Annotated in this window: 25 protein-coding genes, 1 other RNA gene and 1 pseudogene; 22 read left to right on the top strand and 5 right to left on the bottom strand. The window is 65.7% G+C overall.

What is annotated here, in order from left to right; all coding sequences use genetic code 11:
• Positions 1-61: 61 nt before the first annotated feature.
• Complete coding sequence (locus QP164_RS11270; protein WP_333923180.1) at positions 62-517, top strand: PaaI family thioesterase; 456 nt, start codon at positions 62-64, stop codon at positions 515-517.
• Complete coding sequence (locus QP164_RS11275) at positions 514-915, top strand: PaaI family thioesterase (protein WP_333923181.1); 402 nt, start codon at positions 514-516, stop codon at positions 913-915. The genes QP164_RS11270 and QP164_RS11275 overlap by 4 nt, the downstream gene beginning before the upstream one ends.
• A gap of 122 nt (positions 916-1,037) precedes the next feature.
• On the opposite strand, the gene QP164_RS11280 is transcribed toward QP164_RS11275, so the two are convergent.
• A complete protein-coding gene (locus QP164_RS11280; protein WP_333923182.1) occupies positions 1,038-2,159 on the bottom strand; it encodes a PQQ-dependent sugar dehydrogenase in 1,122 nt (373 codons plus the stop codon).
• Between the two features lie 178 nt (positions 2,160-2,337).
• Between QP164_RS11280 and rimP the strand changes: the two genes are divergently transcribed.
• From rimP to QP164_RS11355, 15 genes and pseudogenes are all read left to right on the top strand, one after another.
• The gene (gene rimP, locus QP164_RS11285; RefSeq protein WP_333923183.1) at positions 2,338-2,934 is read left to right on the top strand and encodes a ribosome maturation protein RimP; all 597 of its coding nucleotides are present in this window, start codon (positions 2,338-2,340) and stop codon (positions 2,932-2,934) included.
• Positions 2,934-4,724 (top strand): transcription termination factor NusA, encoded by a 1,791-nt coding sequence (gene nusA, locus QP164_RS11290; RefSeq protein ID WP_333923184.1) that lies wholly within the window; start codon positions 2,934-2,936, stop codon positions 4,722-4,724. The genes rimP and nusA overlap by 1 nt, the downstream gene beginning before the upstream one ends.
• A complete protein-coding gene (locus QP164_RS11295; protein ID WP_333923185.1) occupies positions 4,724-4,963 on the top strand; it encodes a tautomerase family protein in 240 nt (79 codons plus the stop codon). The genes nusA and QP164_RS11295 overlap by 1 nt, the downstream gene beginning before the upstream one ends.
• A 118-nt stretch (positions 4,964-5,081) precedes the next feature.
• Positions 5,082-5,813 carry a DUF448 domain-containing protein gene (locus QP164_RS11300; protein WP_333923186.1) on the top strand — a complete coding sequence of 244 codons (732 nt, stop codon included), beginning with the start codon at positions 5,082-5,084 and terminating at the stop codon, positions 5,811-5,813.
• Complete coding sequence (infB, locus tag QP164_RS11305; RefSeq protein ID WP_333923187.1) at positions 5,810-8,677, top strand: translation initiation factor IF-2; 2,868 nt, start codon at positions 5,810-5,812, stop codon at positions 8,675-8,677. Before QP164_RS11300 ends, infB begins: the two co-directional genes overlap by 4 nt.
• 118 nt (positions 8,678-8,795) lie before the next feature.
• The gene (gene rbfA / locus QP164_RS11310; protein ID WP_333923188.1) at positions 8,796-9,185 is read left to right on the top strand and encodes a 30S ribosome-binding factor RbfA; all 390 of its coding nucleotides are present in this window, start codon (positions 8,796-8,798) and stop codon (positions 9,183-9,185) included.
• Between the two features lie 373 nt (positions 9,186-9,558).
• Complete coding sequence (locus tag QP164_RS11315; RefSeq protein ID WP_056065907.1) at positions 9,559-10,134, top strand: thymidine kinase; 576 nt, start codon at positions 9,559-9,561, stop codon at positions 10,132-10,134.
• A gap of 147 nt (positions 10,135-10,281) precedes the next feature.
• The gene (truB, locus tag QP164_RS11320; RefSeq protein WP_333923189.1) at positions 10,282-11,301 is read left to right on the top strand and encodes a tRNA pseudouridine(55) synthase TruB; all 1,020 of its coding nucleotides are present in this window, start codon (positions 10,282-10,284) and stop codon (positions 11,299-11,301) included.
• An 18-nt stretch (positions 11,302-11,319) separates the two neighbouring features.
• Positions 11,320-11,589: a 30S ribosomal protein S15 gene (gene rpsO, locus QP164_RS11325; RefSeq protein WP_055881152.1), complete on the top strand. Its 270-nt coding sequence runs from the start codon at positions 11,320-11,322 to the stop codon at positions 11,587-11,589.
• Between the two features lie 192 nt (positions 11,590-11,781).
• Positions 11,782-14,226 (top strand): annotated as a pseudogene (gene pnp / locus QP164_RS11330) (polyribonucleotide nucleotidyltransferase).
• Between the two features lie 162 nt (positions 14,227-14,388).
• The gene (locus QP164_RS11335; protein ID WP_333923190.1) at positions 14,389-14,736 is read left to right on the top strand and encodes a response regulator; all 348 of its coding nucleotides are present in this window, start codon (positions 14,389-14,391) and stop codon (positions 14,734-14,736) included.
• Between the two features lie 86 nt (positions 14,737-14,822).
• Positions 14,823-15,611 (top strand): GDSL-type esterase/lipase family protein, encoded by a 789-nt coding sequence (locus QP164_RS11340; RefSeq protein WP_333923191.1) that lies wholly within the window; start codon positions 14,823-14,825, stop codon positions 15,609-15,611.
• A gap of 22 nt (positions 15,612-15,633) precedes the next feature.
• Entirely contained in the window at positions 15,634-16,491 is an 858-nt protein-coding gene (locus tag QP164_RS11345) for an acyltransferase family protein (protein WP_333923192.1), read from the top strand.
• Positions 16,467-16,781 carry a hypothetical protein gene (locus tag QP164_RS11350; protein ID WP_333923193.1) on the top strand — a complete coding sequence of 105 codons (315 nt, stop codon included), beginning with the start codon at positions 16,467-16,469 and terminating at the stop codon, positions 16,779-16,781. Before QP164_RS11345 ends, QP164_RS11350 begins: the two co-directional genes overlap by 25 nt.
• Before the next feature lie 129 nt (positions 16,782-16,910).
• The gene (locus QP164_RS11355) at positions 16,911-17,642 is read left to right on the top strand and encodes a hypothetical protein (protein WP_132895401.1); all 732 of its coding nucleotides are present in this window, start codon (positions 16,911-16,913) and stop codon (positions 17,640-17,642) included.
• 48 nt (positions 17,643-17,690) lie between these two features.
• Here QP164_RS11355 and ssrA read toward each other — a convergent pair.
• Positions 17,691-18,045: a transfer-messenger RNA gene (gene ssrA / locus QP164_RS11360) on the bottom strand.
• A gap of 101 nt (positions 18,046-18,146) precedes the next feature.
• Between ssrA and QP164_RS11365 the strand changes: the two genes are divergently transcribed.
• Entirely contained in the window at positions 18,147-18,578 is a 432-nt protein-coding gene (locus QP164_RS11365; RefSeq protein ID WP_132735874.1) for an RrF2 family transcriptional regulator, read from the top strand.
• A 149-nt stretch (positions 18,579-18,727) separates the two neighbouring features.
• Here the strand turns inward: QP164_RS11365 and mscL are convergent, their stop codons facing one another.
• Complete coding sequence (gene mscL, locus QP164_RS11370; protein ID WP_332754685.1) at positions 18,728-19,198, bottom strand: large conductance mechanosensitive channel protein MscL; 471 nt, start codon at positions 19,196-19,198, stop codon at positions 18,728-18,730.
• A 104-nt stretch (positions 19,199-19,302) separates the two neighbouring features.
• Between mscL and QP164_RS11375 the strand changes: the two genes are divergently transcribed.
• The 4 genes from QP164_RS11375 to QP164_RS11390 are packed head-to-tail and all read left to right on the top strand — an operon-like array spanning position 19,303 to position 21,931.
• Positions 19,303-19,899: a LemA family protein gene (locus QP164_RS11375; RefSeq protein ID WP_132735877.1), complete on the top strand. Its 597-nt coding sequence runs from the start codon at positions 19,303-19,305 to the stop codon at positions 19,897-19,899.
• 10 nt (positions 19,900-19,909) lie between these two features.
• Entirely contained in the window at positions 19,910-20,764 is an 855-nt protein-coding gene (locus QP164_RS11380; protein WP_132735880.1) for a TPM domain-containing protein, read from the top strand.
• 1 nt (position 20,765) lies between these two features.
• Complete coding sequence (locus QP164_RS11385) at positions 20,766-21,431, top strand: TPM domain-containing protein (RefSeq protein ID WP_333923194.1); 666 nt, start codon at positions 20,766-20,768, stop codon at positions 21,429-21,431.
• Entirely contained in the window at positions 21,428-21,931 is a 504-nt protein-coding gene (locus tag QP164_RS11390) for an NUDIX hydrolase (RefSeq protein ID WP_443027435.1), read from the top strand. The genes QP164_RS11385 and QP164_RS11390 overlap by 4 nt, the downstream gene beginning before the upstream one ends.
• 100 nt (positions 21,932-22,031) lie before the next feature.
• Here QP164_RS11390 and QP164_RS11395 read toward each other — a convergent pair whose 3' ends face one another.
• Both QP164_RS11395 and hrpB read right to left on the bottom strand, forming a co-directional pair.
• Positions 22,032-22,313 (bottom strand): ETC complex I subunit, encoded by a 282-nt coding sequence (locus QP164_RS11395; protein ID WP_056051595.1) that lies wholly within the window; start codon positions 22,311-22,313, stop codon positions 22,032-22,034.
• A gap of 8 nt (positions 22,314-22,321) precedes the next feature.
• A complete protein-coding gene (gene hrpB / locus QP164_RS11400) occupies positions 22,322-24,634 on the bottom strand; it encodes an ATP-dependent helicase HrpB (RefSeq protein ID WP_443027436.1) in 2,313 nt (770 codons plus the stop codon).
• Positions 24,635-24,640 lie beyond the last annotated feature (6 nt).

Consider the following 24,640-nt stretch of genomic DNA (forward strand, 5'->3'; position numbering starts at 1 on the left):
ACCGGCCCCGCGCGCGCCCGCAATGTTGCGCGCGTTCACACGGCGTGTAGAGGCTCCGCGCATGGCTGGTTTTGATCCACAATGGTTTGCGACGCGCGGGTTCGGCGGGCACGGCGCCGCGCTGGGCATGCGCTATCACGCGCATGGCGACGACTGGGCGGAGCTTGCGCTGCCCTATGACGAGCGGCTGATCGGCGATCCGGCGAGCGGCGTGATCGCGTCGGGGCCGATCATCACGATGATGGACATGGCGACGAGTCTCGCGATCTGGATCAAGCGCAACGCGTTCGTGCCGCACGCGACGCTCGACCTGCGGGTAGATTATCTGCGACCGGCGACGCCGGGGAAGACCGTGATCGGGCGCGGGGAATGCTACCGGATCACGCGCTCGATCGCGTTCGTGCGCGGGCAGGCGCATGACGGCGATCCGGCAGATCCGCTGGCGCATGTCGCGGGGACGTTCATGGTGGTGGGCGATGTTGCCGGCATGGGTCTCAACAGAAGGATCGAGGCATGACGATCGGCTTGCCGCCTTATGCGGAGATCCTTCGCGTTTCGGTCGAAGCCGAGGATGGGGCGCCACCGGTATTGCTGATGCCGTTTGCGGATGATGTGCTGGGACGGCCAGGGTTTTTGCATGGCGGCGCGATCTCGGGGTTGCTTGAGATGGCGGCGATTGCGGCTTTGCAGCATGCGCTGGAGGCTGAGGGTGCCACCGGCTCCGACGCGCGGATCAAGCCGGTGAATGTCACGGTCGATTTTATGCGGGGTGGTCGGGATAAGCCTACGCGGGCGGCTGGGGTTGTGACGCGGTTGGGGAACCGGGTGGCTAATGTCGAGGCGACGGCTTGGCAGGACGAGCGGGAGAAGCCGATTGCCGCAGCACGGATGAATTATCTGATTGTGCGCGACTAGCCGCTTCTGCTCCCCTTCCGCTTTGCGGGAGGGGTCGGGGAGGGGTGTGCCTTACAGACCGGACGCCAGTACGTACGTCGCGCCCTCCCTGACCCCTCCCGCAAGCGGGAGGGGAATTTCGCTTATTTCGCCGTCAGCTTGATTAGGCGACCTTGCGAGTCGCCGCCGTCTTCGAGGACCCAGATCGCGCCGTCGGGGCCTTGTTCGACTTCGCGGATCCTTGCGCCCATGTCCCATTGGTCGCCCTTGGCGGCGTTGGTGCCGGTGAGGTGGACGCGGACGAGGGACTTTGAAGACAACCCGCCGATGAACGCGTCGCCCTTCCACTGCGGGAACATGCTGCCCGAATAGATCATCAGGCCGCCGGGGGAGATGACCGGGTTCCAGAACACCTTGGGCGGCTCATAGCCGTCGCCGGGCTTGTGATCGGGGATGTCGGTGCCGTCGTAGTTGCTGCCGTTCGAGGCGTTGGGCCAGCCATAGTTGAGGCCGGGCTTGATCAGGTTGACCTCGTCGCCGCCCTTCGGCCCCATCTCCTGCTCCCAGAGATTGCCCTGCTTGTCGAAGGCGATGCCGAGCAGATTGCGGTGGCCGTAGCTCCAGATTTCGGGTGCGAAGCCCTTCGAGACCAGCGGGTTGCCGGGGGCGGGTTTGCCGTCAAGCGTGAGGCGCAGCACCTTGCCGAGCGTCATCTTCGGGTCCTGCGCGGGTGTGAATTTCTGGCGCTCGCCGTTGGTGAAAAACAGATATTTGCCGTCGGGCGAGAAGGCGATGCGGCCGGAATAATGGCCGTTGCCCTCTACGAAGGGCCGCGCGCTGAAGATCGTCTCGATCTCGCCGAGACGCTCGCCGCCGCCGCCGTTCGGGCGCAGGCGGCCGCGCGCGAGGACGACGCCCTTGCCGCCCTCGCCTGCGGTCGAATAGCTGAAATAGACGCGGTTGCTGGTCGCGAAATCGGGGGCGAGGACGACGTCCATCAAGCCGCCCTGCCCTGCCGAATCGACGGTGATCGTCGCGACCGTCTGGCGTGATTTGCCATCGGCGGAGACTAGCAGCATCTCGCCCTTCTTTTCCGTCACCAGCATGCGCTTGTCGGGCAGCACCGTCATTGCCCAGGGCGAATCGAAGTCGGCAACTACCGTCTCCTTGAACGGCTTGTCTGCCGCCGGTTGCGCGGAACAGGCTGTCGAGGCGAGCAGCGTGGCGGTCAGTAAACCAGTGGCGAACAGCGTTTTGCGAATCATGATCTTCTCCCGGAAATCCCTGCGCTAACGCAGCGTACTAAACGAAGGTTGCTCCCGCTTGCGGACGGGCGCCACCCCGCGTATAGAGGCACCACTTCTCTACATCGCCAGATGAAGAGGCTGCGGGGCTTGCTCCGCGGCGGCAATCACCTGTGCTTTGGCCCTGTTTGGAATTTCGATGGCGAATATCGCCCTGCTGACCGACCTGATCGAACCCGAGGCGACCGCGCTCGGCCTCAGCCTCGTGCGCGTGCGCATGCAGGGCGGCAAGTCCGATCCGACGTTGCAGGTGATGGCCGAGCGCCCCGATACTCGCCAGTTGCTGATCGACGATTGCGCCGAGCTGTCGCGCCGCATCTCGGACAAGTTCGATGCGCTCGAAGCCGAGGGCAAGGACCCGGTCGGCGAGGACGCGTACCGCCTCGAAGTGTCGAGCCCCGGTATCGATCGTCCGCTGACCCGGCTCCAGGACTTCGCAGACTGGGAAGGCCAGGAGGCACGCATTCGCCTCGTCGAGCCGTTCGAGGATCGCAAACAGATCTCGGGCAATCTGATGGGCGTCGAGGGGACGAAGATCACCGTCGACGTCAATAAGCACAAGCTCATGACGATCGACTTTTCGCAGGTCGCCGACGCCAAGCTCGTCATGACCGACCGTCTCATCGCCGCGACCGCGCCGCTTTCGATCGAAGGCGCGGACGAGGTTTTCTATCAAGATACGCCCACCGATGAGCCCGATGCTCACGAGGCCGACACCGAAGAAGGACAGCATTGATGGCCACGGCAGTCACCGCAAACCGCGCGGAACTGATCGCGATCGCGAATTCGGTCGCGTCGGAGAAGATGATCGACAAGGCGATCGTGATCGAGGCGATGGAGGACGCGATCCAGCGCGCCGCCCGCTCGCGCTACGGCGCCGAGAACGACATCCGCGCGAAGCTCGATCCGAACACCGGCGATCTGCGCTTGTGGCGCGTCGTCGAAGTGGTCGAGGCGGTCGACGATTATTTCAAGCAGGTCGACGTCAAGGGCGCGCAGAAGCTCCAGAAGGACGCCGCGCTCGGCGACTTCATCGTCGATCCGCTGCCCCCGATCGAGTTCGGCCGCATCGCCGCACAGGCCGCCAAGCAGGTCATCTTCCAGAAGGTCCGCGACGCCGAGCGCGAGCGCCAGTTCGAAGAGTATAAGGACCGCGCGGGCGAGATCATCACCGGCGTCGTCAAGCGCGTCGAGTTCGGCCATGTCGTCGTCGACCTGGGTCGCGCCGAGGGCGTCATCCGCCGCGACGCGCAGATCCCGCGCGAAGTGGTGCGCGTCAACGACCGCATCCGTTCGCTGATCCTCAACGTCCGCCGCGAGAACCGTGGGCCGCAGATCTTCCTGAGCCGCGCGCACCCCGACTTCATGAAGAAGCTGTTCGCGCAGGAAGTGCCCGAGATCTACGACGGCATCATCGAGATCAAGGCCGCAGCCCGTGATCCGGGTTCGCGCGCGAAGATCGGCGTCATCTCGCATGATTCGAGCATCGATCCGGTCGGCGCGTGCGTCGGCATGAAGGGCTCGCGAGTCCAGGCCGTCGTGCAGGAAATGCAGGGCGAGAAGATCGACATCATCCCCTGGTCGCCCGACATCGCGACCTTCGTCGTCAACGCGTTGCAGCCGGCTTCCGTGTCGCGCGTCGTGATCGACGAGGAAGAAGAGCGCATCGAGGTGGTCGTTCCCGATGATCAGCTTTCGCTGGCGATCGGCCGTCGTGGCCAGAACGTGCGGCTTGCGTCGCAGCTCACTGGCAAGGCTATCGACATCCTCACCGAGGCCGATGCGTCCGAGAAGCGCCAGAAGGACTTCGTCGAGCGTTCGGCGATGTTCGAGAAGGAGCTGGACGTCGACGAGACGCTCGCACAGCTGCTGGTCGCCGAAGGGTTCACGAACCTCGAAGAGGTCGCCTATGTCGAGGTCGAGGAGATCGCCGGCATCGAGGGCTTCGACGAGGACCTGGCGGGCGAATTGCAGAACCGTGCGACCGAGGCGCTCGAGCGTCGCGACGCCGCGAGCCGCGAAGAGCGTACCGCGCTTGGCGTCGAGGACGCGCTGGCCGGCATGCCGTATCTCAACGAAGCGATGCTGGTCACGCTTGGCAAGGCGGGCATCAAGACGCTCGACGACCTTGCCGATCTCGCGACCGACGAGCTGGTCGAGAAGAAGCGCGTCGAGCCACGTCGTCGCAACGAGGACGCACCGAAGCGTCCCGAGCCGAAGGGCGGGATTCTCGCGGAATATGGCCTGAGCGACGAGCAGGGCAACGAGATCATCATGGCCGCTCGTGCACACTGGTTCGAGGACGAGGCTCCCGAGGCTTCGGCTGACGACGTCGAGGCGGACGAGACTCCGGTGGAAGAGGCTTCGGCTGATGACGCCGTGGTCGAGGACGTTGCGACTGAAGAGACGACGGCCGACGAAGCCGTGGCTGAGGACGCTTCGGCGGACGACGCTTCGGTCGAGGACGCTTCGGTTGAAGACGCGGCGGACAAGACCGACGCGAAGAGCGAGGGCGACAAGGCCTGATGCCCTTCGTCAGCATCCGCATCTCGGGGTCCGCCACCAAGGACCAGAAGTCCGGCATCGTCGCCGACATCACCCAGTCGCTCGTGCAGCGGCTGGGAAAGAACCCGGCTGCGGTGCAGATCGTGATCGAAGAGGTCTCGACCGAGAATTACGGCGCGGGTGGCCAGCTGCTGGTCGACCGCGACGCTCCGAAGACGACTCCAGCGCAGGAGGACGCAAATGCGGAACCCTCCCGATGACACTGCGCCGCTAAACTCCCTCCCGCTCGCGGGAGGGGTCGGGGAGGGCAGTCACGGCTGCCGCCCCTGCGGATAGCCCCTCCCTGACCCCTCCCGCGAGCGGGAGGGGAATGAGCCAGTGCGCAAATGCATTCTTTCCGGTGAACGCGACGTGCGGCCGCATCTGGTGCGACTCGCGTTGTCGCCGGATGGCCAAATCCTTCCCGACGTGCGCGCCAAGGCTCCCGGCCGCGGCGCGTGGATCGGGGTGACTCGAATCGAGCTCGAAGCCGCGATCAAGAAGGGCAAGCTCAAGGGCGCTCTTTCCCGTGCGTTCAAGACCGGCGAGTTCACCATCGATCCCGAGCTTCCGGCCAAGATCGAGTCCGCGCTCGAGCGTAACGCGCTCGACCGGCTCGGGCTCGAATCGCGCTCGGGGACGGTGCTGATCGGCTCCGACCGGATCGAGCAGAACGCACGCCAGGGCAAGCTGAAGGCGCTGTATCACGCGTCCGACGCGGCCGAGGACGGCAACCGCAAGCTCGATCAGGCGTGGCGCATCGGCAACGATGTCGAGGGCTCGGGTTTGCGGGGGTTGGCACTCCCGGTATCGCGCACCATATTGGCGTTGGCGCTGGGGCGGGAAAATGTGGTACACATTGGCCTGACCGACCGCGCTGCAGCAAAGCGGGTGAGCGAAGCGCTCGACCGTTGGCTGCATTTTATCGGCCCCGAACCTTCTTCCGTGTCTTGCGAAACGGCCTCGCAGGGCGCATCGGCGTCACCACAAAATGGGGCGCCACCGATACAACAGGCGTCCGGATCGACCGGAACACGCCCGGCCGTGGACATGACTGAGGAATTTGAGTGAGCGACACGGACAACGAGAAGCCGAAACTTGGCATGCGCGCACCTTTGGGTGTGAAGCGCACGGTCGAGACCGGCCAGGTGAAGCAGAGCTTCAGCCACGGCCGATCGAATACGGTGATCGTGGAAACCAAGCGCGCGCGCGTCCTGCGCCGTCCGGGCGAGCCCGACGTGCAGGTCGCGGATGCCGCACCGGTTGCCGCGCCCGCCCCGGCGGCTGCCCCCGCAGCCCCGGCACCGCAGGCGCGCGCACCGCAGCCTGCGCCCGCCCCCGTGCGTCAGCAGCAGAGCAATCTGTCGCCGCAGGAGCGCCAGGCCAAGCTGCTCCGCGAGGCCGAAGAGCAGCGCATGAACACGCTGGAAGAAGGGCGTCGTCGCCAGGAGGCCGAGCGGGCCAAGGCGATCGAAGACGAGCGTAATCGCGTCGCCGATCGTGCGCGTGCCGAGGCTGAAGCCAAGGCGCCGAAGCCCGTCGAGGCGCCCGCGCCTGCGCCCGCACCCGCCCCTGTGGTGGAAGCGGCTCCCGCTCCGGTCGCAGCACCGACGCCAGCGCCTGCGCCGGCCCCGGTCGAAGCCCCCGTTGCTGCGGCGCCTGCCCCGGCTCCGGTTGCCGCGGCACCTGCGCCTGCACCGAAGCCCGCTCCGGCTCCAGTCGCGGCTGCTCCTGCACCGGCTCCCAAGCCTGCGCCGGCGCCTGTCGCTCCGCCGGCACCGCCGCCCATCATCGAACTGACCCGCGATCCGGCGTTCCCGGCACCGCGCCGGTTCTCGCCGGTGGCGCGTCCCGAGCGTCCTCCGCCGCCGCCAAAGCCTGTCGCGGCACCCGCTGCCGCAGCGCCGACCACGGCTGCGAATGCCGGCACGACCGCGGCGCGTCCCGGCGCGACCGGTGTCAATGCTCCGGCCGGTGGCGTCCGTCGCGACGCTGTCCCCGCGCGTCCGCAGCAGCGTGACCGCAAGGGTGACGATCGTCGCACCTCGGGCAAGCTCACCGTCAACCGCGCCCTCGGCGATGGTGATGGTGCACGCGCCCGTTCGCTCGCCGCACTGAAGCGTGCCCGCGAGAAGGAGCGTCGTGGCACCGGTGGTCCACGCGAGGCGCAGGCCAAGCAGATCCGCGACGTCGTCGTCCCCGAGGCGATCACGGTGCAGGAACTTGCCAACCGCATGGCCGAGAAGGGCGCCGACCTCGTCAAGGCGCTGTTCAAGATGGGCATGCCCGTCACGATGACGCAGACGATCGATCAGGATACCGCCGAGTTGCTCGTCACCGAGTTCGGCCACAACCTGACGCGCGTCAGCGATGTCGACCAGGATCTGGCCAACGACACGATCGACGATGCCGAGGAGACGCTGAAGCCACGCGCGCCGGTCGTCACGATCATGGGTCACGTCGACCACGGCAAGACGTCGCTGCTCGATGCCCTGCGCGGCACCGACGTGGTGCGCGGCGAAGCGGGTGGCATCACCCAGCATATCGGCGCGTATCAGGTCACGCTGAAGGACAAGTCGAAGATCACCTTCCTCGACACGCCGGGCCATGAGGCGTTCACGCAGATGCGTGCGCGTGGTGCGGACGTCACCGACATCGTCATCCTGGTGGTGGCGGCGGACGACGGCCTGATGCCGCAGACGGTGGAGGCGATCGCCCACACCAAGGCGGCGGGCGTGCCGATGATCGTCGCGATCAACAAGATCGACAAGGAAGGCGCCAATGCCCAGAAGGTGCGCGAGCGCCTGCTGAGCGAGGAGATCGTGGTCGAGGACATGGGCGGCGACGTCCAGGACGTCGAAGTCTCCGCGACCAAGAAGATCGGTCTCGATGCGTTGATCGAGAAGATCCAGCTCCAGGCCGAACTGCTCGAACTGCGCGCCAATCCGGATCGCGCCGCCGAGGGTACGGTGATCGAAGCCAAGCTCGACAAGGGTCGTGGCCCGGTCGCGACGATCCTCGTCAACCGCGGTACGCTGCGGGTTGGCGATATCTTCGTGGTCGGTGGCGAGAGCGGCAAGGTCCGTGCGCTGGTCGACGACAAGGGCAAGCAGATTAAGGAAGCAGGTCCGGCGATGCCGGTCGAGGTCCTCGGTCTGTCGGGTGTTCCGCAGGCGGGCGATCCGTTCCAGGTCGTCGAGAACGAGGCACGCGCCCGCGAAGTCGCGGAATATCGTCGCAGCGTGAAGACCGACAAGCGGACCGCATCGGTTCCTGCCAGCCTCGAGAGCATGTTCTCGGCGCTGAAGGAAAAGCAGGCGATCGAATATCCGCTGGTCGTGAAGGCGGATACGCAGGGCACGGTCGAGGCGATCGTCGGGGCCATCAATAAGATCTCCACCGACCTGATCAAGGCGCGCGTGCTGAGCTCGGGCGTTGGTGGCATCACCGAGTCGGACGTCACGTTGGCGGCGGCATCGGGGGCACCGATCATCGGCTTCAACGTCCGCCCGAACGCCAAGGCACGCGAGATCGCCGAGCGCCAGAAGGTCGCGTTCAAGTACTACGACGTGATCTACGACCTGATCGACGAGATCCGGGCAGGGATGGCAGGCGAGCTTGGGCCGGAAGCGTTCGAGACGGTCGTCGGTCGCGCCGATATCCGCGAGGTCTTCTCGGCGGGCAAGCACGGCAAGGCGGCGGGTCTGCTCGTCACCGAGGGCAACATCCGCAAGGCGCTCAAGGCGCGCATCACGCGCAACGACGTCATCATCTACCAGGGCGAAATCGCATCGCTGCGTCGCTTCAAGGATGATGTCGCCGAGGTCCGTGCGGGGCTCGAGTGCGGCGTGACGTTCACGTCGAACTTCGTCGACATCAAGGCCGGCGACGTCCTCGAGACGTTCGAAGTCGAGATGCGCGAACGCACGCTTTGAGGCCGAGAGCCCTCTCCCCTGCGGGGAGAGGGTTGGGTGAGGGGTGGTTAGGCGCATTTGCGTTGGTGGCAGCCCCTCACCCCCACCCTCTCCCCGGAGGGGCGAGGGAGTTAGAAGAATGAAGACCGATACCCCAGAAGCAAAAGCCGTCCGATCGCTACGAGTCGGCGAGCAAGCGCGTCATGCGCTGTCCGACATCCTCGCGCGCGGCGACGTCCACGATCCGGTGCTCGAAAAGCACCTCGTGACGATCACCGAAGTCCGCATGTCCCCCGACCTCCGCCACGCCACCGTCTTCGTGAAGCCGTTGCTCGGCAAGGACGAGGAAAAGGTGCTGAAGGCACTCCGCACCAACACTGCTTATCTCCAGCGCGAAGTCGCGAACCGGGTGCAGATGCGGTATGCGGCCAAGCTGAAGTTCCTGGCGGACGAGAGCTTCGATGAGGGCACGCATATCGACACGCTGCTGCGTGAGCCGCACATCGCGCGGGATCTGACCGAAGATTGATTTTGCTGGGGCTGCGAGCACCTCGCTTGCAGTCAGTAAGGGCTTTGCGGCGATTGGAATAAAACGCCTCCTACGTCCTATCCCGTTCCGAACCTTCTGCGCTCCTCGTGCCCTTCCCCCTCCCCGTTCGTGCTGAGTAGAGACCGAGTAGCTTCGAAGAAGCGTATCGAGGGCTCGTATCGAAGCACAGGTTCCGCATCCCAACCTGTCCTTCGATACGCCGCTTCGACAAGCTCAGCAGCTACTCAGGACGAACGGATGGTGGTTGGGCAGCGGGTGGTGAGAGGTGGTCTTGCGGGAGCGGGTTTGGGAATTCCGAGCCATAGTGCACCGCTCCTCTGGACATCCCCCTCGTTCCCGCTCTTTGCCCCCAATGGCCAAGCTGTATTTCTACTACGCGTCGATGAACGCGGGGAAGTCGACGAACCTGTTGCAGGCGGACTTCAACTACCGCGAGCGAGGGATGCGGACGATGCTGTTTACCGCGGCGATCGACGATCGGTTCGCGGCGGGGACGATCACGTCGCGGATCGGGCTGGAAGCGCCGGCGATCGCGTTCGATGCGGGGACGGATATCGGGGCGTGCGTGGTTCGGCAGCATGGCGAGGACGCGATTTCCTGCGTGCTGGTGGATGAGGCGCAGTTCTTGACGTCTGCGCAGGTCGATCAGCTCGCGCATATCTGCGACGTGGTGGGGATACCGGTGCTGGCTTACGGATTGCGGACCGATTTCCAGGGCGCGCTGTTTCCTGGGTCAGCGCGGTTGCTCGCGCTGGCGGACTCGTTGGTGGAGATCAAGTCGGTTTGCGGGTGTGGGCGGAAAGCTACGATGAACCTGCGGGTCGACGGGAACGGGCGGGCGATTGCCGAGGGGCAGCAGACCGAGATTGGCGGGAACGACCGCTATGTCGCGCTGTGTCGGCGGCATTTTTGCGAGGCTTTGGGGTAGGCTTCACTCCTCCCCGTCATCCTGACGAAAGTCAGGACCCAGAGTTACGAACCGCAGCGGACATGGCTCTGGATCCTGACTTTCGTCAGGATGACGGAGTAGATGGGTGGCCGTTCCCGCCTCAATTGAATTCTAGGACTTACGCGCATGCATGGCTGGATCATTCTCGACAAGCCGCTGGGGCTTGGTTCGACGCAGGGGGTGTCGGCGGTGAAGCGTGCCTTGCGCAGCGGCGGGTATGGGAAGTTCAAGGTGGGCCATGGGGGGACGCTCGATCCGCTCGCCACCGGAGTTCTGCCGATTGCCGTTGGGGAAGCGACGAAGCTGGCCGGGCGGATGCTCGATAGCGACAAGATCTATGACTTTACGGTGATGTTCGGGGTTCAGACGGACACGCTCGATGCGGAGGGGGTGAGCATCGCGACCTCCGACGTACGGCCGACTCTGGCGGCGGTGGAGGCCGTGCTCGCGCAGTTCACTGGGCCGATCTCCCAGGTGCCGCCTGCCTATTCGGCGCTGAAAGTGGATGGAGAGCGGGCTTATGATCTGGCGCGCGCCGGGCATGAGGTGGTGCTGGCCAGCCGGGATGTGACGATCCATTCGCTATCCTCCCCGGTACGGGGAGGGGGACCAGCGCAGCTGGTGGAGGGGGCTTCCGCGAGCGTTCCGCTGCTGGCGAGCCCCCTCCCCCCGTCCAAGCGGACGGCGGTCCCCTCCCCGTACCGGGGAGGAATTGCAGGAGGCACCCCCTCCCCACTCCCCCTCAATGAAGTCACGCTTACTGCCCATGTGTCGAAAGGCACCTACATCCGCTCCCTCGCGCGCGACATCGCACTCGCGCTCGGCACCGTCGGCCACGTCACCATGCTCCGCCGGACCAAGGCCGGTCCGTTCGACCTCACGTCCGCGATATCGCTGGACAAACTGGACGAACTCGCTAAGGCCTCCGCGCTTGAAGATGTACTTCTGCCCTTGAGGGTGGCGCTGGACGACATCCCGGCTCTCTCCCTCACCCCCGACCAGGCAGGGGCGCTCCGACAGGGGCGTATCTTGGCCGGGATCGCCGCAGACGATGGCCAATACTTCGCCGAACTGGACGCTGTCCCGGTCGCGCTGGTCGAGGTCGAGGACGGAGACGTCCGGGTCGTTCGCGGTTTCAATCTGTGATGTCGAGGACATGAATTCATGACGATTACCGCTGAACGCAAGACCGAGCTCGTCAAGGAGCATTCGCGCGCCGAGGGTGACACCGGTTCGCCGGAAGTCCAGGTCGCGATCCTGACCGAGCGCATCAAGAACCTGACCGAGCATTTCAAGGGTCACAAGAAGGACAACCACTCGCGTCGTGGCCTTCTCATGATGGTCAACAAGCGCCGGACGCTGCTGGATTATCTCCGTCACAAGGACGGCCAGCGCTATCTGGATCTGATCGCGAAGCTCGGTCTCCGCAAGTAACTTAGACGGCTCCCCTCGGGGGGCCGTTTTGGTATATAGGGTTTTGATTCCGCGCATTTCGCGCGGAGGCAAACGCCAGGACACAATTCGGTGCACTGGCAAGGAGCGACAACTCGCTCCACACCGCCGCGGGCCGGCTAAGCCCGCACATAGGCCCCGTTCGCATCCGGCGACCGGAGTGAAGGAAAAAGAATGTTCGATACCAAGACCGTAAGCGCCCAGTGGGGCGGCAAGACGCTGACGCTCGAGACCGGCCGCGTTGCGCGCCAGGCCAACGGCGCAGTCCTCGCCACCCTCGGCGAGACCGTCGTTCTGTGCGCCGTGACGGCTGCACGGACCGTCAAGGAAGGGCAGGATTTCTTCCCGCTCACCGTCCATTACCAGGAGAAGTTCTCCGCGAGCGGCCGCATCCCCGGTGGCTTCTTCAAGCGTGAGCGTGGCGCGACCGAAAAGGAGACGCTGACCAGCCGTCTCATCGATCGCCCGATCCGTCCCCTCTTCCCCGAGGGTTTCTACAACGAGATCAACGTGATCTGCCAGGTTCTGTCGTATGACGGCGAGAACGAGCCGGACGTCCTCGCGATGGTCGCGGCGTCGGCAGCGCTGACGATCTCGGGCGTGCCGTTCATGGGCCCGATCGGCGCGGCCCGCGTCGGCTACGTCGATGGCGCGTACATCCTCAACCCGACGCTGGAAGAAGCCAAGGCTGGCGATCTGGACCTCGTCGTCGCCGCCACCGGGCAGGCCGTGATGATGGTCGAATCGGAAGCCAAGGAGCTTTCGGAAGAGATCATGCTCGGCGCCGTGCAGTTCGCCCACAAGGCGTGCCGCGAAGCCGCCAACCTGATCATCGATCTGGCCGAGAAGGCTGCCAAGGATCCGTGGGAAATGGCCGAGCAGGCTGACCTGTCGACCGCCAAGGACAAGCTGAAGAAGCTGATCGGCAAGGACATCGCGGCCGCCTACAAGGTGACCGACAAGTCCAAGCGCTCGGACTTGCTGAATGCCGCTCGTGCGAAGGGCAAGACCGCATTCGCCGACGCGTCGCCGCAGGACCAGATGGCAGCCGGCAAGCTGATGAAGAAGCTGGAGGCGGAGATCGTCCGCGGCGCCATCCTCAAGGACGGCACCCGCATCGACGGCCGCACCACCACGCAGATCCGTCCGATCGAGGCGATGGTCCACTTCTTGCCACGCACGCATGGCTCGGCGCTGTTCACGCGCGGCGAGACGCAGTCGATCTGCACCACCACGCTCGGCACGCGCGACGCGGAGCAGATGATCGACGGCCTGAACGGGCTTTCGTACGAAAACTTCATGCTGCACTACAACTTCCTCCCTATTCGGTCGGTGAAGTCGGTCGCTTCGGTGCGCCGGGTCGTCGCGAAGTCGGTCACGGCAAGCTCGCATGGCGCGCGCTGCACCCGGTGCTGCCGACCAAGGAAGAGTTCCCCTACACGATCCGTGTCCTGTCGGACATCACCGAGAGCAACGGCTCGTCGTCGATGGCGACGGTCTGCGGTGGTTCGCTGAGCATGATGGACGCAGGCGTTCCGCTGAAGCGTCCAGTGTCGGGCATCGCGATGGGCCTGATCCTCGAGGGCAAGAACTTCGCGGTTCTCAGCGACATCCTCGGCGACGAGGATCACCTCGGCGACATGGACTTCAAGGTCGCGGGCACGTCCGAGGGCATCACGACGATGCAGATGGACATCAAGATCGCCGGCATCACCGAAGAGATCATGGGCAAGGCACTGGCGCAGGCCAAGGAAGGCCGCGCGCACATCCTAGGCGAGATGGCCAAGGCGCTCGACCACACCCGTGAGGAACTGTCGGCGCACGCACCGCGCATCGAGAGCTTTCAGATCGACAAGTCGAAGATCCGTGAAGTCATCGGCACCGGCGGCAAGGTGATCCGCGAGATCGTCGCGCAGACCGGCGCCAAGGTCGACATCGACGACGAGGGCGTGATCAAGGTGTCGTCGTCCGACCCCGCGCAGATCGAAGCCGCGATCAAGTGGATCAAGGGCCTCGTCGAGGAAGCCGAAGTCGGCAAGGTCTATGACGGCAAGGTCGTCAACCTGGTCGATTTCGGGGCGTTCGTGAACTTCATGGGTGGCAAGGACGGTCTCGTCCACGTGTCCGAAATCAAGAACGAGCGCGTCGAGAAGGTGTCTCGACGCGCTGACCGAAGGCCAGGAGGTCAAGGTCAAGGTTCTCGAGATCGATCCGCGCGGCAAGGTTCGCCTGTCGATGCGCGTCGTCGACCAGACGACCGGCGAAGAGCTGGAGGACACGCGTCCTGCACGTGAGCCCCGCGAGGGTGGCGATCGTGGTCCGCGCGGTCCGCGTCGTGACGGCGATGGCGGTCGTGACGCCGGCGGCAACGGCGGTGGTCGTGGTCCACGTGGCGAAGGCGGCGGCGGTCGTGATGGGGGCGACCGTGGCTCGCGTGGCCCACGTCGTGACGGCGATGGTGGCCGTGACGCAGGCGGCAACGGCGGTGGCCGCGGTCCGCGTCGCGATGGCGGCGGTGGCGGCGCCCAGACTGAAGGCCGCGCTCCCCGCGCCGAGCGTTCCGAGGGCGACAAGGCCCCCGAGTTCGCCCCGGCGTTCCTGACGGGCGATCGCGACTAAAGCATTGCCGCACTGTGGTAATGTTGAAGGGGCTCGGGAAACCGGGCCCCTTTTTCTATGCGACGAGCGGTCCGTCGCATTGTTTCACAAAGAAGTCGGCCAAGCTCGGAACGGAGCGATCGGCCAGCGGTTCGAACCGATATGAAGAGTATGTCGAAGTCCGTGGTCCTCGTTGTCGATGATGATCCGCTTGTGCGCGTTCACTCCAACCTGGCGCTGGAGGATGCCGGGTTCGAGGTGGTCGAGGCCTGCAACGCCAGCGACGCCTTGGCGCGGCTGGAGGAACGGCCCGACATCGGCGCCTTGTTCACCGATATAAAGATGCCGGGCTCGCTCGATGGCGTGGGCTTGGCCAATGCCGTCTATGATCGGCGTCCGGACATCGCCATCCTCGTCACGTCGGGCGCCGGCGAGATTTGCGAGACCATGTTGCCGGGCGACGCTCGTTTCATTCCCAAACCCTATACCGGCGCACAGTTGAGCCGGCTGTTGCACCAGCAACTCGATTGACCTCGTCCGCGCCGATCGCGGTGGATTAACGTTTGGCTTACACCGTCCGGCTATGTCGTCTGGCTAGGGCAATTAGGTGAGGCGCAGTGGCGCGAGGCGACGACGATATTCCTGCGGATCGGCTTGACAGCGATAGCCGCCGTTCCACCCAATCGGCTTCGCGGTGGGCCGAGCTGGGCAAGCTGAGCGTCGCCGCATCGGTCTTTGCGATCGTCTTCGGCGGCGGCGTGCTCGTGATGCAGTCGCGCGCGGCGATGCGTGCGGCCTCCGCGACGCTTCCCGGCGGCGGTCCGGCGAGCAGATGCGCGCTGTGGTTCATCGGCAGTTCGACGATCCACAAATGGAGCACGCTGGCGAGCGACATGGCACCGTTGGACGCACGCAACCGCGGCGTCGACGGCGCGACGATGCCCGAATTGCTGCAGATGATCCGCAACGAGCCGCGCGGCACGCCGCCGCGCGCGATCGTCTTCTACGCAGGCGAGAACGATATCGCCAAAGGGGCTAGCGCCGCCGACGATATCGCCAACCTGCGGACGTTCCTGAAGCTGAAGTCAGCTAGATGGGGCAATCTTCCGGTCGTGATCGTGTCGCTGAAGCCGACGCCGACGCGGTGGGGCAACCTTCCCGAACAGACCGCCTTCAACACCGCAGCGCGCGCGATCGCGCTACGCACACCGGGTGCGACGTTCGTCAACATCGTCCCGTTGTTCCTGGTGAACCACCGTCCCGGCGCGTTTTATGTCGATGACGGCATCCATCTCAATGCTGCCGGCTATGGCAGGCTGACCTCTGCGATCCAGCCGACCCTGAAAACCATCATACGGCATGCGCCCGCCCGGGCATGTCCCCAGCCGTCAGAAGCGCAATCTTGACCGGTCGGGCGATCGTCGGGCGATGAGCATCGGCGCGCCCGGCACCAGGATCGAAGGCCTGTCGATGTGGCGGGCGATCCTGATGCTTGGCGGCGTCATATTGCACGGCGCGATCGGCCTCGAGCATATCCCCGTATTTGCCGCGATCCCGCTGATATCGCACGCCTTCCGGATGGGCAGCTTCATGCTGATCTCCGGCCTGTTGTGCGGTTACACCATGGCGCGACGCCGGTCGCCGCTGGCGTGGCTGGGTCGGCGCAGTATCCAGATCGGCGTGCCGCTGCTGGTCGGGCTGCTCGTGATCTGTCCACTGATCGGCTGGATGCTCGACGACCTCCCCGATCGCACGCGCTGGCCCTTCGTGTTGGCGCACGACTGGTATCACCTCTGGTTTCTCGTCGCGCTGCTCGCCTATGCGCCGCTCAGCTACGCGTTTCACCAATGGGATCGTCGCTATGGCGTGATCGTCCGGATCGAGCAGGCGCTCGCCGACCGTTCGATTGGCTCGGGCCGATCGGCCCAGACCGTCGTCCTGCTCGCCACCGCACTCGCATGCTGCGCGCTGATGATGCTCACCCGTCAGATCCTGGCGGGCCATATTCCGCCGGGTTATGCCGCGCCCTTGTCGCATATCCAGCTGATGCTCGGCTATGCGCCCTTCTATCTGCTTGGTTTCCTGCTCGCACGGTCGCCGATGCTGTTCCGCGCGGCGACGCACTCGATCCGCATGCCGGTCATCATCCTGGTCTGCGTCGGTATCGTCTATGCAGGCTGGTTCGGCGGCGTGAGACTGGCGCTCGATCCGCTCCGTCGGGCGATCGTCGGCGATCTCGTCGAGCTGATCGGGATGGCGATATGCCCCCCGCCGCATCGGTCCTGATCCTGCGATCGGCGATCACGATACGAACCATCCCGACGATCGTCCGGCGGTTCGCGGATGCATCGTTCACGATCTACATCCTGCATTTTCCGGTCATCATCGCAGCAAAGCTTGTGCTCATGCACATAGCGTGGAACCCCTATTTCGAATTCTCGATCACGATCGTGGCAGCATCGGCGATCACCTATGCCGCACATTTCCTGGCCGTCGAAATATTTCCCCTGATGTCGTTCCTGCTCAATGGCCGCTATCCCGACTCTACAAAGCAGACCGAAGCAGTCCTTGTCTGAATCCCCAGGACTTGATCTATCGCAAGAGGCCGCCACCATCCTGTAAACTTGCTTGCCGGATCATCCGATTGCGATCATCGTCCAGTATCCGGATCCGGTATCTGGGTATCGACTCGCGGGGGCGACAGGATGGCAACGGCGATTACGACAGGGGCGCCACAGCGCGGCGTCCTCGTGAGCGAACGGCGGTTTTTCCTGCTCATGGCACTTGCGATCGCCGCCACGGTTGTCATCGGCTTCACCATGAACGCAGCGCGGATGCACTGGAGTTTTCTGGCGCTGCCGCCGCAGGTGCATCTGCACGCGGCCGCGTTTTCGGCGTGGATCCTGCTGTACGTCGTGCAGAACTGGCTGATCGTACGCGGTTCCCTCAAATGGCATCGGCAGTTGGGCGCACTCGGTGCGGGTATCGCGGTCGTGATGGTGGTGCTGGGCATCGTCACCACCGTCATGGCGATCGAGCAGCACCGCGTGCCGCCATTCTTTCCGCCCGGCATCTTCCTCGTGCTCGACGTGCTGGGGGTGATCGGCTTCGGTATCCTGACCGCCTGGGCGATCGTGCTGCGCAGGCAGGCGGCGTGGCACAAGAGGCTGATGCTGTGCGGGACGATCCTCGTCATGTCGCCAGCGATCGGGCGCATCCTGCCGATGCCGTTGCTCGGCAAGTTCGCAGGGCTCGGGGTGTTTGCGGTGATGGCGCTTTATGTGATCGCGGGCATGGTGTTCGACGTGCGATCGCGCGGCCGCGTCCATTCCGCCTATTGGTGGGGCGGTGGCGTGTTGGTCGCGACGCAAATGCTGATCGGGCTGCTCGGAATAAGTCCGCCGGTGCTCCGCCTGGTGGAGCGTCTCGCCGCGTGATGTGGGGATAGTGGGGAGCTTCTGTTGCTCGGTGCCCCCCGTACCGCCGGTGTCCACTTCTGTTGCCCGGTGTGGCCCGAACCGCGCTTTCGTCCGTATAACTTAGGTCGTTAGACCGTCAGTTATGCGGCAATTGCGAGTGCTTCGTTATCGTTGGCACTTGTGTATGGGCCGTTGCGGTGGTCCCATTCCGAGCGAAACATAGCGTCGTTGAACACACGTCGATCCTAGTTCGACCCCGTCATCGTCCCCCTCTTGCGAAGAGGGCGGTGGTGGAGTCGCCGGGTACTGCCCCCGGGTCCGCTGTGTCTATGACACGCCACGGTTTATCGCCATAGCCGCCAAGAGAAGATTCCCCGACGGCATGCCTGATATAGGCGTGCCGCAACGCGATGAAAAGCCCGGGCTCCGATGCTTTTTTATCGAGAAACGCCAATGTCCTAGCACGCGGCGTGCCAAACCGCCTTCCGCTCGCCACAAAGCGCGTGCATAGCAACCTGCATTATGTTGACGCAGCGCTCCCGCTACGCGCTCCGCGCGATGATCTTCCTTGGCGGTGCCCCCGCCGGTGGCCCTCCCATCCCAATGACGCGGATTGCCGCCGAGGCGAACGTTCCGCGGAAATTCCTCGAGCTGATCCTCGCCGACCTGCGTGAATCCGGGCTGTTGATCAGCCATCGCGGCAAGATGGGCGGCTATTGCCTGTCGCGGCCGAGCCATCTGATTTCGCTGGGCGAGATCATCCGGATCATCGAGGGGCCGCTCGCGCTGGTGCCGTGCGTGAGCCGGACCGCGTACCGGCCGTGCCTCGACTGCAAGAGCGAGGCGGATTGCGCGATCCGCTATGCGATGATGCGCGTTCGGGACGAGACCGCGCGGATCCTCGATGGGACGAGCCTGGCTGACGCCAACGCCGAGGATCTAGTCGCGGCGTAATTCTACCCTTCTCCCCTGCGGGGAGAAGGTGGCGCGGTAGCGTCGGATGAGGGGGCGTTGGGACCTCGTCCCGAGCCTCAAGCCCCTCACCCTTCCGTCGCCTAATGGCTCCTCCCTCCCTCTCCCCGCAGGGGAGAGGGACAAGGCGGTCACCCCCTAGCCTTCAACTCGTCGCGGATCTCACGCAGCAACGCGATCTCGACCGGCTCGGGCGCAGGCGCGACCGGCGTAGCGTCTTCCTCGCGCTTCAACCGTGCCGTCTCGCGCTCGATCAGCGCCGCGGTCCGGTTCACGACGCGCAAGATCATGAAGATGATCCCCGCCACGATCACGAAATTGACGAGCTGCGTCGCGAATTCGCCGTAACCGAGCAGTGGCACGCCCGCCTTCTTCAACGCGGCGTAATCGGTGAGCGAACCGACATAGCCCGCCGGCACCGGCCCCATACGCCAGAAATAGCTCGAGAAATCGAGCCCGCCGAAGATCTTGCCAATCACCGGCATCAGCACGTCGTCGGTCAGCGACGTGACGATCTTCCCGAACGCCGCGCCGATGATCACGGCAATGGCGAGGTCGAGCACGTTGCCGCGCATAATGAACGCCTTGAATTCCTTGAGCAATGCCGCCCCCTTCTGTTGCCGGCCCAAGGCTAACCGCCGATTTCGGTTTCGCCAACCCTGCGGACTGTCCTATGAGGGTGACACAGGTATTCAGGAGAGCCCCGATGTCACGTGCCCCAATCGCCCGCGGTACCGCCGCAATCCTCCTCGCATCGGCCCTCGCCGGGTGCGGGATCAACAGCGTGCCGACCGCCGAGGAAACCGCGAAGGCACGCTGGGCGGACGTCCAGAACAACTATCAGCGTCGCGCCGACCTGATCCCCAATCTCGTCGCGACCGTGAAGGCGGCCGGCGCGCAGGAGAAGGATATCCTGGTCCAGGTGACGCAGGCGCGCTCCGCCGCGAACTCGGTCCAGGTTTCGGCCGCTGATCTGTCCGACCCCGCGAAGATGGAGCAGTATCAGCGCGTCCAGGGTGCAGTCGGCGTATCGCTTCAGCGTTTGCAGGAGGCGTATCCCGAGCTGAAGAGCCAGGCCAATTACACCACGCTGATGAGCCAGCTCGAAGGCACCGAGAACCGCATCACGATCGCGCGGCGCGACTATAACGGCGCAGTGCAGGCGTATAACACCAAGATCCGTACCTTCCCCGACGCGGTCGGCGCGAAGATCTTCTACGGTGCCAAGCCGATGGTGCCGTTCGCAGCGACCACGCCGGGCGCCGAAACCGCGCCGACGGTGAACTTCGGCAACGCGAGCTGATCGGGGCCCGATGCTCCGCCATCTCCTGATGCTGGCGTTCGCGGTGCTGCTGGGAAGCAGCGCCGCGACCGCGCAGACCTTGCCCAAGTTCACCGGCTTCGTCGTCGATGCGGCGAACGTGATCCCGCCCGACCAGGAAGCGGCGCTGACCAAGCGGCTCGACGACCTGCAAAAGTCGACCGGCAACCAGCTGGTCGTCGCGACCGTGCCCGACCTCGAAGGCTATCCGATCGAGGATTACGGCAATGCGCTGATCCGGAGCTGGGGCGTCGGGCTGAAGGATGCGAATAACGGCGCGATCCTGCTGGTCGCGCCGAACGACCGGAAGGTGCGGATCGAGGTCGGCTATGGCCTCGAGCCGGTGCTAACCGATGCGTTCTCCAGCGTCGTGATCAACCAGCAGATCCTGCCGCGCTTCAAGGCGGGCGACATTCCCGGCGGCATCGTCGCGGGGACGAACGCGGTGGCGGACCAGCTTGCGCTCCCCGATGCGGAGGCGCGCGCGAAGGTGACGGCGGCGGCGGCGGAGTATGACAAAACGCATCGCCGGTCGAATTCAGGCGGCGGCGGCGTGCCGATCGGGCTGATCTTCTTTGGGATCGTGCTCGCGGCGATCGTCATTCCGATGATCTCGCGGCGTGCAGGCGGCAAGCATTACGTCGATGGCGGCAGCCGCGGCGGTGGCAGCGGCGCCTTGCCGATCGTGCTGTGGAGCATCGCCGATGCGATGACCCGTGGCGGCGGCGGTGGTGGTGGTGGCTTCGGTGGCGGCGGCGGCGATAGCGGCGGCGGCTGGGGCGGCGGTGGTTTCGGCGGCGGCGGCGGTGGATCCGGCGGCGGCGGCGGCGCTTCGGGGAGTTGGTGAGATGCGGTTGAGCGACACCGATCACGACCGCGTCACTGCGGCGGTAACCGAGGCGGAGACCGCGACGACCGGCGAGATCGTCACGATCGTCGCGCGGCAGTCCGATGCATATCACGACGTATCGATGCACTGGGCGGTGCTGGCGATGCTGCTGACGCTAGCGCTGTTAGCGTACCATCCGGTCGCGGCGGATCATATATATGCGCTGGTCGATCCCTGGCAGGTGGCTCCACAGGGTGCGCTGTACGTGATCGCGCTGGTGCTGGTGACGCTGGTGTTCCTGGCGGTGCGGCTGGTGCTGGCTTGGACGCCGGCGCGGGTGGCGCTGACGCCTGGTGCGACCAAGGCGCGGCGCGTGCGGCGGCGGGCTTTACTCCTATTTCGCGCGGGGGCCGAGAAGCGCACCAAGGGTTCGACCGGGGTGCTGTTGTATCTGTCGCTGGCCGAGCACCGCGCGGAGATCATCGCCGACGACGCGATCCACCCGCGCGTGCCGAACGAGACTTGGGGCGCGGCGATGGCGGCGGTACTCGCCGGCGTCCGCGACGATCGCCCCGCCGACGGCATGGCAGATGCGGTCGCGCAGATCGGCGCGGTGTTGGCGGAACATTTCCCGCGGACCGGTGCGCCGGTGAACGAACTTCCGGACAGGCTGATCGAATTATGAGCAAGACCGTATGGGCCGGGAAATTCCTGACCGTGCAGACCGAAGGTACGTGGGAATTCGCCGCGCGCCAGGGCGAGATCGCGGCGGCGGTGATCGTCGCGATCGACGACGGCGACGTGATCCTGGTCGAACAATACCGCGTGCCGCTAGGGCGGGCGTGCCTGGAGCTACCGGCAGGCTTGGTCGGCGACGAGACCGCGGGCGAGAGCGTCGCGGTGGCCGCTGGCCGCGAGCTGGAGGAAGAGACCGGCTACCGCGCGGACGCGATAGAGAATCTCGGCGTGTTCTATTCGTCGCCCGGGATGACGTCGGAATGCTTCACGCTGGTGCGCGCGACCGGGCTGACGAAGGTCGGCGATGGCGGCGGGGATGGTGACGAGAACATTACCGTGCACCGGGTGGCACTGGCGGACGTCCCGGCGTTCGTGGCCGAGAAGAGTAAGGCTGGCGTGGCGATCGATACCAAGATGCTGCTGATCCTGGCGGAATCGATCCTCTAACCAAGACTTGTTTCCCCGCGAAGGCGGGGACCCAGACTGTGCTCCCGCCTTCGCGGGAGAACAAGGAGGTGCGGGAGGGCCTAGCGCCGCTCCCGCGGGCTTACTTAAAGTTGTCCGCGTAGCTCTGCAGCTTCAGCGTCTTCTGCGGCGCCGGCACGACGGTGTAGCCGAACCCCTCGCGCTCACAGTGCGCGATCGCCGCCTCGGCGGTCGGGAACAGCAGGCGCAGCTGGTCGCGGGTATCACCACTGCCTGCCCAGCCGGTGAGCGGGTCGGGGCGCTTGGGCTCCGAGGGTTCGAATTCGAGCTGCCAGGCGTCGGTCCGGTGCTTGCCGGACTGCATGGCGTTCTTGGGGCGCTGGAAGATACGGGCGGTTGGCATGAGCCCCCTTATCGCGAACCGGCGGCCCTTGCATCCGCCTTTTTCGTGCGCAGCGTCGCCGACGCCGCGGCGGGGTCGTCGGGCCAGGGATGCTTGGGGTAGCGGCCGCGCATTTCCTTCGCCACCGCAGTCCAGCTGCCCGCCCAGAATCCGGGGAGGTCTCGCGTCGTCTGGATCGGACGGCCGGCGGGGGATGTAAGGCTTAGCACCAGCGGTACGCGGGCCTCACCGATCACCGGATGGACGGCGAGCCCGAACAGCGCCTGGACGCGAAGTTCGACGCGGGGCCCGCCTTCCGCGGCGTAGTCGATCGCGTGAGTGCTGCCGGCGGGGCTGGTGAAGTCGGGCGGGGCCAGTCGGTTGATCGTCTGCATCGCGTCCCAGCCGAGCAGGTTGCGCAGCGCTTCGGCGAGCGTGCCGGGGGCGATCGTGTCGAGTCGGCGCTTTCCGGTCAGGAGCGGTGCGAGCCATTCGTCGACGCGGTCGAGCAAAATCGCGTCATCGAGCGGTACGCCCGCATAGGCGGCACGGTCGCGCAGCGCTTGGGCGCCGTCGCTCCACGGTAGCAGCGCAAGGCCGTGCTCGCGGACGCCGTCGATGAGGGCGGCGAGAATCGCGTCGGGGTCCGCGCCACTATCGGGGCCGCTCGACAGGCGGATCGCGCCGAGCCGGCGTTCGCGCAGCGTCTGGATGCCACCGGTCGTCGGGTCGAACGTGACGGTGCGGCGGGAGTCGATGCGGTCGGCGAAAAGCGTTTCGACGGTGCTCTGGTCGATCGCTACGGCGGAGAGAATGCGCGCGCCAGCGGCCGAGCCCTGCGTGTCGGCGACGGCAAGCCATTCGGAGCGGGCGAGCGGCGAGGTGGGATCGAGCTTGAACCCGCGGCCGCCGACCGAAGCCCAGGTCTCGCCGGACGCATCGCGGCGGCGTGCGACGCGATCGGGAAAGCCAAGCGCGACGCAAACCTCTGCCCCCTTCCGCTTGCGGGAGGGGTCGGGGAGGGGCTGACCCGGCAGTGCCGCGTGCTTGGGGTATGTCGCGCCCTCCCCGACCCCTCCCGCAAGCGGGAGGGGAGCAAGTTTCGCCCATCTCTCCGCCATTGCTCGCGCTGCATTAGCTTTGGCCCCGCGTTCGGTTTTCCAGCGGCGGAGGCGGGTTTCGAGGTCGACGTCCTGCCCGCCGATGCCGCGTTCGCCGAGCAGGACGGCGATCTGGGCTGCGACCGGCGCCAAGCCGCGTTCGCCCGCTCGCAGGAGCATGTGCGCGAGTCTTGGCGGCATCGGGAGTTTGGCGATGGCGCGGCCGTGTGCCGTCGGGCGACCATCCTCGATCGCTTCCAGCGTCGTCAGTCTCGCCATCGCCTCGTCGATCGCGGCGGCGGGGGGCGGGTCGATCCAGCGGAGGTCGCGCGGATCGCCGACACCCCATAATGCGCACGCCAGCACTAGCGCGGACAGGTCCGCCTCCAGAATTTCAGGCGGGTCGTAGCGCGGAAGGCCGGCCGTCGCCGCCTCCTCCCACAAGCGATACGCTATCCCCGGCCCGAGACGCGCGGCGCGGCCGGCGCGTTGCGTGACCGCCGCCTGGCTCGCACGTTCGGTGACCAGCCGCGTCATCCCGGCGGCGCGGTCGTAGCGCGGGCGTCTCGCGAGCCCGGAGTCGACGACGATGCGGATACCGTCGAGCGTCAGGCTGGTCTCGGCGATGCTGGTGGCGAGCACGAGTTTCCGCCGACCGTCCGGTTCGGGGAGGATTGCGGCGCGTTGCGCGGCGGGGTCGAGGCTGCCGTGGAGTTCGTGCAGGACGATGTCGTCGGGCAAATTGGCGAGGCGGTCGGCGGTCCGTTCGATCTCGGCGACGCCGGGGAGGAAGGCGAGCACGCCGCCCTCCGCTTCGCCGAGTGCGCGGCGGATGGCGCTAGCGACCGAGTCCTCAATGCGGAGTTCGGCTTGGCGACCGATGTGGCGAAGGGTCAGGGGATAGCTGCGGCCTTCGCTTTCGATCACGGGTGCGTCGTCCATCAACGCTGCAAACCGCGCGCCGTCGAGCGTCGCCGACATGGCGACGATGCGGAGGTCGGGGCTGAAGCCGGCTTGGACGTCGAGCGCCAGCGCGAGACCGAAATCGCCGTCGAGGCTGCGTTCGTGAACTTCGTCGAACAGCACCGCGGACACTCCGGCGAGTTCGGGATCGGCCTGGATGCGGGCGACGAAGATGCCTTCGGTGATCACCGTGACGCGGGTGGCGGCGGAGCGCTTGCTGTCCATGCGGGTGGCGTAGCCGAAGGTCTGGCCGACGGGTTCGCCGGCGGTGGAGGCCATGCGTTC

Origin of the sequence: Sphingomonas sp. LR59, assembly GCF_036855945.1 — a bacterium.
In the GTDB taxonomy this organism is placed as follows: domain Bacteria; phylum Pseudomonadota; class Alphaproteobacteria; order Sphingomonadales; family Sphingomonadaceae; genus Sphingomonas.

Coding starts and splice junctions, on each gene's coding strand:
- QP164_RS11375 (WP_132735877.1), top strand. CDS start 19,303: ATGTCACGTGCCCCAATCGCCCGCGGTACCGCCGCAATCCTCCTCGCA.
- nusA (WP_333923184.1), top strand. CDS start 2,934: ATGGCCACGGCAGTCACCGCAAACCGCGCGGAACTGATCGCGATCGCG.
- rpsO (WP_055881152.1), top strand. CDS start 11,320: ATGACGATTACCGCTGAACGCAAGACCGAGCTCGTCAAGGAGCATTCG.
- QP164_RS11385 (WP_333923194.1), top strand. CDS start 20,766: ATGCGGTTGAGCGACACCGATCACGACCGCGTCACTGCGGCGGTAACC.
- QP164_RS11395 (WP_056051595.1), bottom strand. CDS start 22,313: ATGCCAACCGCCCGTATCTTCCAGCGCCCCAAGAACGCCATGCAGTCC.
- QP164_RS11365 (WP_132735874.1), top strand. CDS start 18,147: ATGTTGACGCAGCGCTCCCGCTACGCGCTCCGCGCGATGATCTTCCTT.
- QP164_RS11315 (WP_056065907.1), top strand. CDS start 9,559: ATGGCCAAGCTGTATTTCTACTACGCGTCGATGAACGCGGGGAAGTCG.
- rbfA (WP_333923188.1), top strand. CDS start 8,796: ATGAAGACCGATACCCCAGAAGCAAAAGCCGTCCGATCGCTACGAGTC.
- hrpB (WP_443027436.1), bottom strand. CDS start 24,634: ATGGCCTCCACCGCCGGCGAACCCGTCGGCCAGACCTTCGGCTACGCC.
- QP164_RS11350 (WP_333923193.1), top strand. CDS start 16,467: ATGCCCCCCGCCGCATCGGTCCTGATCCTGCGATCGGCGATCACGATA.
- QP164_RS11345 (WP_333923192.1), top strand. CDS start 15,634: ATGAGCATCGGCGCGCCCGGCACCAGGATCGAAGGCCTGTCGATGTGG.
- QP164_RS11270 (WP_333923180.1), top strand. CDS start 62: ATGGCTGGTTTTGATCCACAATGGTTTGCGACGCGCGGGTTCGGCGGG.
- rimP (WP_333923183.1), top strand. CDS start 2,338: ATGGCGAATATCGCCCTGCTGACCGACCTGATCGAACCCGAGGCGACC.
- QP164_RS11380 (WP_132735880.1), top strand. CDS start 19,910: ATGCTCCGCCATCTCCTGATGCTGGCGTTCGCGGTGCTGCTGGGAAGC.
- QP164_RS11280 (WP_333923182.1), bottom strand. CDS start 2,159: ATGATTCGCAAAACGCTGTTCGCCACTGGTTTACTGACCGCCACGCTG.
- QP164_RS11295 (WP_333923185.1), top strand. CDS start 4,724: ATGCCCTTCGTCAGCATCCGCATCTCGGGGTCCGCCACCAAGGACCAG.
- truB (WP_333923189.1), top strand. CDS start 10,282: ATGCATGGCTGGATCATTCTCGACAAGCCGCTGGGGCTTGGTTCGACG.
- QP164_RS11390 (WP_443027435.1), top strand. CDS start 21,428: ATGAGCAAGACCGTATGGGCCGGGAAATTCCTGACCGTGCAGACCGAA.
- QP164_RS11355 (WP_132895401.1), top strand. CDS start 16,911: ATGGCAACGGCGATTACGACAGGGGCGCCACAGCGCGGCGTCCTCGTG.
- QP164_RS11275 (WP_333923181.1), top strand. CDS start 514: ATGACGATCGGCTTGCCGCCTTATGCGGAGATCCTTCGCGTTTCGGTC.